Origin of the sequence: Pseudoxanthobacter sp., from assembly GCF_036822375.1 — a bacterium.
Lineage (GTDB): Bacteria > Pseudomonadota > Alphaproteobacteria > Rhizobiales > Segnochrobactraceae > Pseudoxanthobacter.
In genome coordinates, this window is record NZ_DAISHT010000165.1 from 1 (window position 1) to 7,687 (window position 7,687).

Sequence of the window (7,687 nt, forward strand, 5' to 3'; positions counted from 1 at the left end):
TGGTACACGGGCCAGTTCTATGCGCTGTTCTTCCTGACGCAGACGCTGAAGGTGGATGCCGGCGCGGCCAACATCATGATCGCCATTGCGCTGGCCATCGGCACGCCGTTCTTCCTCATCTTCGGCGCGCTGTCCGACAAGGTCGGCCGCAAGCCGATCATCATGGCCGGCTGCCTGATTGCCGCGCTCACCTACTTTCCCATCTTCAAGGCGCTGACCCACTATGCCAACCCGGCGCTGGAAGCCGCGCAGGCGGCGTCGCCGGTCACCGTCATCGCCGATCCGGCCGAGTGCTCGTTCCAGTTCAACCCGGTCGGCACCGCGGCCTTCCTGTCGTCGTGCGATATCGCCAAGTCGTTCCTCGCCAAGCGCGCGGTGAACTACTCCAACGAAGCCGCACCGGCGGGCACCGCGGCCACCATCAAGATCGGCGACACGGTCATCCAGAGCTTCGACGGCCACGGCCTGTCGCCGGCCGACCTGAAAACCCAGACGGCCGCCTTCACCAAGGCCATGACGGAATCGGTCAACGCCGCCGGCTATCCGGTCAAGGCCGATCCCGACCGCATCAACTGGCCGATGACGATCCTGCTGCTGACCGTTCTGGTGATCTTCGTCACCATGGTCTACGGCCCGATTGCCGCGATGCTGGTGGAAATGTTCCCCACCGCCATCCGCTACACTTCTATGTCGCTGCCCTATCACATCGGCAACGGCTGGTTCGGCGGCTTCCTGCCCACCATGTCGTTCGCCATCGTGGCGGCCACCGGCAACATCTATGACGGCCTGTGGTACCCGATCATCATCGCCGCGGCGACGTTCGTGATCGGCAGCCTGTTCATCCGCGAAACCAAGAACGTGAACATTCTGGAATAAGCGGTTCAAACGCACAGAAACGGAAATCGCCCGGCTGCGTCGCAGTCCGGGCGGTTCTGTCGTCTCACCGTCGTGCGCCAGAAGAAGGGGTTGAAAAGACCTCCCGATGGCGCTCTAAAATCCCGCCCGGCCGGTCACCGCATCAGCACCGGAAGAACAGGGGCCCCATCAACGGCTCCCTTGACCAAGAGGAAATCCCGATGGAACGTCGCAAATTCCTGAAGACTGCCGGTCTGGCCGGCGTGGCAGCTTCCGCCACCCTTGCCGCCCCGGCCGTGGTGCGCGCCCAGCCGGCCATCAAGTGGCGCCTCACCTCGTCCTTCCCGAAATCGCTCGACACCATCTATGGCGGTGCCGATACCATCGCCGAAGTCGTGAACGCGGCCACCGACGGCCAGTTCCAGATTCAGGTCTTCGCCGCCGGCGAGATCGTGCCCGGCCTGCAGGCGCTCGATGCCGTCTCCAACAACACCGTGGAGATGTGCCACACCTGTTCCTACTATTATGTCGGCAAGGATCCGACCTTCGCCATCGGCACGTCGATCCCCTTCGGCCTCAACGCCCGCCAGCAGAACGCCTGGCTCATTCAGGGCGGCGGCGGCGAGCTGATGAACGAGTTCTATGCCAAGTTCAACGTGGTCGGCTTTGCGGCCGGAAATACCGGCGCGCAGATGGGCGGCTGGTTCCGCAAGGAAGTGAAGACGGTCGACGACCTGAAGGGCCTGAAGATGCGCATTGCCGGCTTTGCCGGCAAGGTGATGGCCAAGCTCGGCGTGGTGCCGCAGCAGATTGCCGGCGGCGACATCTATCCGGCACTGGAGCGCGGCACCATCGATGCGGCCGAGTGGGTCGGTCCCTACGACGACGAGAAGCTCGGCTTCTATCGCGTGGCGCCGTATTATTACTATCCCGGCTGGTGGGAAGGCGGGCCGACCATCCACGCTTTCGTCAACAAGGCGAAGTGGGAAGAGCTGCCGAAGCACTATCAGGCGGTGCTGCGCGCGGCCTGCGCGCAGGCCAACGAGGTGATGCTCGCCAAGTACGACACGGTCAACCCGGATGCGCTGAAGCGGCTCTATGCGCAGGGCACCAAGGTGGTGCCCTATCCGGCCGACATCCTGATGGCGGCCTTCAAGGCCTCCGAGGCGGTCTATGCCGAGGTCAGCGCCCAGAACGCCGACTTCAAGAAGGTGATGGATCACTGGAAGCCGTTCCGCTCCATGGAAGCGTTCTGGTTCCAGTATCCGGACGGCACGTTCGACCGCTTCCAGGCCTATCTGCAGCAGCAGAAGCTGCTCTGAGCGGTTGAGTCCGCTGCACAGTGCGGGCCGGCTCCGGGAAAACCCGGGGCCGGCCCGCGGCGTTTTCGGGCGGGGGGATGACCGGATTTTTCCGTTTCCCGCTCTTTGCCGGCAACGAACCGCTTTTCAGGGGCGCGGTTCTGTGGCCTATTCCCGCCCGCCCGGCGCGCCCGCAAGGCTGCCGCCGGAGGCCGGGGACTGGGTCGCCTGATGATTGCGATTGAAAATGTCCGTCATGCCTTTGGCGAGCGCACCGTGCTCGACGGCATCGACCTGACGCTTGCCGAGCGGCGGATTGCCATCGTCGGGGCCAACGGCTCCGGCAAGAGCACGCTGCTGCGGCTGCTCAACGGGCTTGTGGTGCCCGACCACGGCCGGGTGTGCGTCGACGGGCTCGATACCCGCACCGAGGGGCGTGCGGTGCGCCGCAAGGTCGGCTTCGTGTTCCAGAACCCGGACAGCCAGATCGTGTTTCCGGTGGTGGAGGAAGACCTCGCCTTCGGGCTGAAGAACCGCGGCCTGCCGAAGGCGGAGATCGCCCGCCGGGTTGACGGCGCGCTGGCCCGCTTCGGCCTCGGCCGGCTGCGCGCGGAAGCCGCCCATCATCTGTCCGGCGGCGAGAAACAGTTGCTGGCCATCTCCGGCGTGCTGGTCATGGAGCCCGACTATCTGGTGCTCGACGAGCCGACCACGCTGCTCGACCTGCGCAACAAACGCCGCATCGCCGCGGCCCTTGAGGAACTGCCGCAGGCCGTCGTCGTGGTCACCCACGACCTCGATCTGGTGACCGGCTTCGACCGCGTCATCGTGATCGACGAGGGCCGGGTCGCGGCCGACGACCGGCCCGCCCCGGCGCTGGCGCGCTACCGCGCCATGATGGCGTGAGGGCGGCGGCATGAGCGGCATGAGCGGCATGTCCGGGGATATGAGCGGCCCGCCCCATTCGCCGGCAGGCGGCCGGTGGCTGTGGCGCATGCCGGCGGGCGCCAAGCTCGTCGTGCTGGCGGCGACCGGCACCGTGGCCTTTCTGATCACCAGCCTGCCGGCGCTGGCGGGCTTTCTGGCGGCCGTGGCGGCCCTCTGGCTGCTCGCCGGCGTGGGCGTGCGCGCGCTGGCCAGGGAGCTGAAGCGGCTGTTCTGGGTGGCCGCGGTCATCTTCGCCGTGCAGGCACTGCTGGGCGACTGGCGTCTCGGCCTTGCGCTGGTGCTGCGCCTTGCCGCGCTCATCCTGCTGGCAAGCCTCGTGACAGCCACCACCCGCACCACAGCGATGATTGCGGCGCTGGAGCGCGGACTGCGGCCGCTGGCCTTCTTCGGCCTGTCGCCGGCCCGGCTCTCGCTTGCCATCGCCATGGCCTTCCGCTTCGTGCCCCTCATCGGCGATATCGTGGCCGAAGTGCGCGAGGCCCAGAAGGTGCGCGGTCTGGAAAGAAGCCTTCTGGCGATCGCCGTGCCGGTGATCGTGCGTTCCCTGAAACTGGCCGATACCATGGCCGAGGCCATCGATGCCCGCGGGTTCGACCCCGCAGCAGAGTCGCCGCGGCGCGGAAAAACCGACAGGAGCCCCCTTTGAGCACCCGGGATATCGTTCACATTGCGCTGTTTGCCGCCATCACCGCGGCGCTGGCGCTGTTTCCGCCCATCACCATGCCGGTCGCCGGCGTGCCGATCACCGCACAGTCGCTGGCGCCGATGCTGGCGGGTTCCATCCTCGGCGCGCGCCGGGGCGGCCTCGCCATCGTGCTGTTCCTCGTGCTGGTGGCGGCCGGCCTGCCGCTGCTGGCCGGCGGACATGGCGGCATTGCGGTGTTCTTCGGCGTCACCGGTGGCTTCATGTTCGGCTGGGTGGGCGCCGCCTTCCTCATCGGCTTCCTCACCGAGCGGCTGTGGAAGCGCTATAATTTCTGGCTGGCGCTGCTCATCAACATCGCCGGCGGCATCGGCGTGGTCTATGCGCTGGGCGTGCCGTGGGCGGCCACGGTGGCCGGCAGTCCGGTCCTGACGGCCCTCGGCGGCTCGGCCGTCTTCATTCCCGGCGATATCGTCAAGGCCGTGGTGGCCTCCGCTGTCGCGGTGACGGTGAAGCGGGCCTATCCGGTGATCACCGCCCGCGCCTGAGGCACTGCGGCGCGAGACACTGCGATCCGGAGATTTCAGGCGCCGGGGCGGACGGACTGTCGCCCCGGCGCCTGTTTTTTTGCCCGGGGCGTCGCTGTCTGTCGTGGCTGCCCGCCTGCCCGCCGGCCGGCCGGGCGGGGCGTCAGTCGCGCCAGTAGAGCGGTGTGAACAGCACGATCACCGTCATGATTTCGAGGCGCCCGAGCAGCATGGCCGCGGTCAGGATGGAGATGCTGAAGCTGTCGAGCGGCGCGAAGGTGCCCGACGGCCCGATGACCGGGCCGATGCCGGGGCCGACATTGCACAGCGCCGTGACCACGCCCGACAGCGCCGTCAGCAGATCGAGCCCGGACACGGTGCACAGCAGCAGCGTCATCACCACCATCAGCCCGACGAAGCCGATCAGGAACACCACGACCGATTCGAACACCTCCGGTTCCACCACCTTGTCGCCATAGCGCATCACCGCCACGGACGAGGGATAGATCAGCTTGCGCACCGAGCGCGTCAGCGCCTGCCACAGGATGATGAGGCGATAGATCTTGATGCCGCCGGAGGTGGAGCCGGAGCAGCCGCCGAAGAAGGTGAGAAAGAAGAAATAGCCGATCGGCAGCGCGCCCCAGCCCAGATAGTCCTGCGAGGCGAAGCCGGTGGTGGTGATGACCGACACCACGTTGAAGGTGGAATGGGTCAGGGCATCGAAGAACGGCCGCTGCCCGGTCAGCGCCAGCCACAGCGCCAGCGTGAGCGAGGTGAAGACGATCACCGACAGGAACACGCGCACCTGCATGTCGCGGAAAAGGTCGGTGCGCGAATGCACGACCAGCCCCACCAGCAGGATCAGCGGCAGGCCGCCGCAGACCATGAAGAACGACGCGGTCCACAGCAGCGCCGGCGAGGCGGCGAAATAGCCGAACGAGGCATCGTGGCCGCTCATGCCGCCGGTGGAGATGGTGGCCAGCGCATGCACCACGCCATCGAACGGCGTCATGCCAAGGGCCATGTAGGCGAACGCGCAGGCCACGAACAGCCCGGCATAGAGCATGCACAGCGCGGCCGTGATCTGGCGCACGCGCGGCAGGATCTTGTCGGAGCGGTCGGACGATTCGGTGCGGAACAGCTGCATGCCGCCGACGCGCAGAAACGGAAACAGAAACAGCCCGATGGCCACAATGCCGAGGCCGCCGACGCCCTGCAGCATCGCCCGCCACAGCACGATGCCGCGCGGGGCGGCGTCGAGCCCCACGATCACCGTGGAACCGGTGGTGGTGAGCCCGGACATCGCCTCAAACAGCGCCTGAGCGAAGCTCAGCTTCAGGCCGGAGAAATAGAACGGCAGCGCGCAGGCCAGCGCCACCAGCGCCCACAGCAGCGTCGTCACCATGAAGCCGAAGCGCACGCTGAAGTGCGGCAGCGGCGCGCGCATGGCGATGAGGCCCATCAGCGACAGGCCGGCCACGAGCACGGCGCTGATGAAGAACACCCGCCAGTCGGCATTGCCATCCGCGAAATCCACGCCCGCGGGCACCAGCATCAGCACTGCCATGCCGATGGTGAAGAACGAGGAGATGTAGAGCGTGGGGCGCAGATATTGCAGGGCCTGCATGGCACACCGGACGGGCTGGAGGCCGCAGCTGCGGCGGAACCTCCGTCCGCTCCGGTCTGCCCGCGGCGGGCCGGAGCAGGAGGCAACGGCACCGGCCGTCCGCGCACGCGCAGCGACCGGCCTCTCCCTTCATCCCGGATTGCGCGGCCGACTGCAAGATGGCGGAAGGGCCGGGGCGGGGCCGGCGGCGGCGGCATTGCGGCGCGGTGCGCGATCCGCAAAGGAACCTATTGACGGAGCGCCGATTTCGCGCAACACAATCGCCCGTCGCCCGCAGGAAGCGCTCTCCCATGGACAGGCTGTCCCCGATTGCTCCGATCCGCACCGGCCGCGCTTGCGCGCGCACCGGCGGTTTCGCGCGCGCCCGGGCCGGCTGTGCCGCGCTTTCCGGCATCCGGGTTGCGGTCACCCTCAAAACGACCGGCACCACGAAAACGCTCAAGACGACCACGGCTTGACGCCTCCTTGCGCTCCGACCGGCTCTCCCCCGGGGCACGAGGGGGAGGCATCAGGCCGCGGATGTCGCGCGAGCGGCGGGTGCGGCTGGCGGGAGAGAGTTTCAAGGAGACAGATCAATGGGTTACAAGGTTGCAGTCGTTGGCGCTACCGGCAATGTGGGCCGGGAGATGCTCGACATTCTCGATGAGCGCGGCTTTCCTGCAGACGAAGTTCTGGCGGTTGCTTCCCGCCGCAGCCAGGGCACCGAAGTGTCGTTCGGCGACCGCACCCTGAAGGTGCAGGCGCTGGAGAACGTCGACTTCTCCAAGGTCGATATCGCCCTGATGTCGGCCGGCGGTGCCGTTTCCAAGGAGTGGGCGCCGAAGATCGCCGCGGCCGGTGCGGTGGTCATCGACAACTCGTCGCAGTGGCGCATGGACCCCGACGTTCCGCTGATCGTGCCGGAAGTGAATGCCGATGCCATCGTCGGTTTCCGCAAGAAGGGCATCATCGCCAATCCGAACTGCTCCACCGCCCAGCTCGTGGTGGCGCTGAAGCCGATCCATGATCGGGCCGGCATCCGGCGCGCCGTGGTTGCCACCTACCAGTCCGTTTCCGGCGCCGGCAAGGACGCCATGGACGAGCTGTTCGAGCAGACCCGCGCGGTGTTCGTGTCGGATCCGGTGGAGGCCAAGAAGTTCCCGAAGCGGATCGCCTTCAACCTCATCCCGCATATCGATGTCTTCATGGACGACGGTTTCACCAAGGAAGAGTGGAAGATGACCGCCGAGACCAAGAAGATCCTCGATCCCAAGATCAAGCTCACCGCCACCTGCGTGCGTGTGCCGGTGTTCGTGTCGCACTCCGAATCGGTCAACCTTGAGCTGGAGCGCCCGCTTTCGGCCGACGAGGCCCGCGAGATCCTGCGCGAGGCGCCGGGCTGCCTTGTCGTCGACAAGCGCGAGCCGGGCGGCTACATCACCCCGCTTGAGGCGACCGGCGAGGACGCGACCTACATCAGCCGTCTGCGCGAGGACCCGACCGTGGAAAACGGTCTGGCGATGTGGATCGTCGCCGACAACCTGCGCAAGGGCGCGGCCCTGAACGCGGTGCAGATCGCCGAAGTGCTGGTGAACCGCAAGCTGATCGAGAGCCGTGCGGCCGCCTGACGCGGCGGCACAGAGGCCGGCCTGACGGGGCTGCCCCCGGCAGGCGGATGGAAATGAAAAGGCCCGGGCGTCAACCGCCCGGGCCTTTTCCGTTTTCGATGGCGCCGCCGCGCCGGCCCTGCGGCCGGCTGGTTCGGCCCGTCAGCGCAAGGTCAGCGTGACACGCTGACAGGGCGGCA

General features: G+C 67.1%; 7 protein-coding genes and 1 pseudogene. 7 read left to right on the forward strand and 1 reads right to left on the reverse strand.

The window, feature by feature from the left end:
- The 5 genes and pseudogenes from V7067_RS13510 to V7067_RS13530 all read left to right on the forward strand — a co-directional run.
- Positions 1-876: pseudogene (locus tag V7067_RS13510) on the forward strand (MFS transporter); the annotation flags it as partial.
- 200 nt (positions 877-1,076) lie between these two features.
- Positions 1,077-2,177 (forward strand): TRAP transporter substrate-binding protein, encoded by a 1,101-nt coding sequence (locus V7067_RS13515; RefSeq protein ID WP_334176428.1) that lies wholly within the window; start codon positions 1,077-1,079, stop codon positions 2,175-2,177.
- A gap of 210 nt (positions 2,178-2,387) precedes the next feature.
- The gene (locus tag V7067_RS13520) at positions 2,388-3,062 is read left to right on the forward strand and encodes an ABC transporter ATP-binding protein (protein ID WP_334176429.1); all 675 of its coding nucleotides are present in this window, start codon (positions 2,388-2,390) and stop codon (positions 3,060-3,062) included.
- Between the two features lie 10 nt (positions 3,063-3,072).
- A complete protein-coding gene (locus V7067_RS13525) occupies positions 3,073-3,750 on the forward strand; it encodes an energy-coupling factor transporter transmembrane protein EcfT (protein WP_334176430.1) in 678 nt (225 codons plus the stop codon).
- Entirely contained in the window at positions 3,747-4,295 is a 549-nt protein-coding gene (locus V7067_RS13530; RefSeq protein ID WP_334176431.1) for a biotin transporter BioY, read from the forward strand. Before V7067_RS13525 ends, V7067_RS13530 begins: the two co-directional genes overlap by 4 nt.
- Positions 4,296-4,437: 142 nt before the next feature.
- Here the strand turns inward: V7067_RS13530 and V7067_RS13535 are convergent, their stop codons facing one another.
- Positions 4,438-5,901, reverse strand: a complete 1,464-nt coding sequence (locus tag V7067_RS13535) for a TrkH family potassium uptake protein (RefSeq protein ID WP_334176432.1) — start codon at positions 5,899-5,901, stop codon at positions 4,438-4,440.
- Between the two features lie 290 nt (positions 5,902-6,191).
- On the opposite strand from V7067_RS13535, the gene V7067_RS13540 reads away from it, so the two are divergent.
- On the forward strand, positions 6,192-6,359 hold the full coding sequence (locus V7067_RS13540; RefSeq protein ID WP_334176433.1) for a hypothetical protein: 168 nt from the start codon (positions 6,192-6,194) through the stop codon (positions 6,357-6,359).
- A gap of 117 nt (positions 6,360-6,476) precedes the next feature.
- On the forward strand, positions 6,477-7,508 hold the full coding sequence (locus tag V7067_RS13545; RefSeq protein ID WP_334176434.1) for an aspartate-semialdehyde dehydrogenase: 1,032 nt from the start codon (positions 6,477-6,479) through the stop codon (positions 7,506-7,508).
- Positions 7,509-7,687 lie beyond the last annotated feature (179 nt).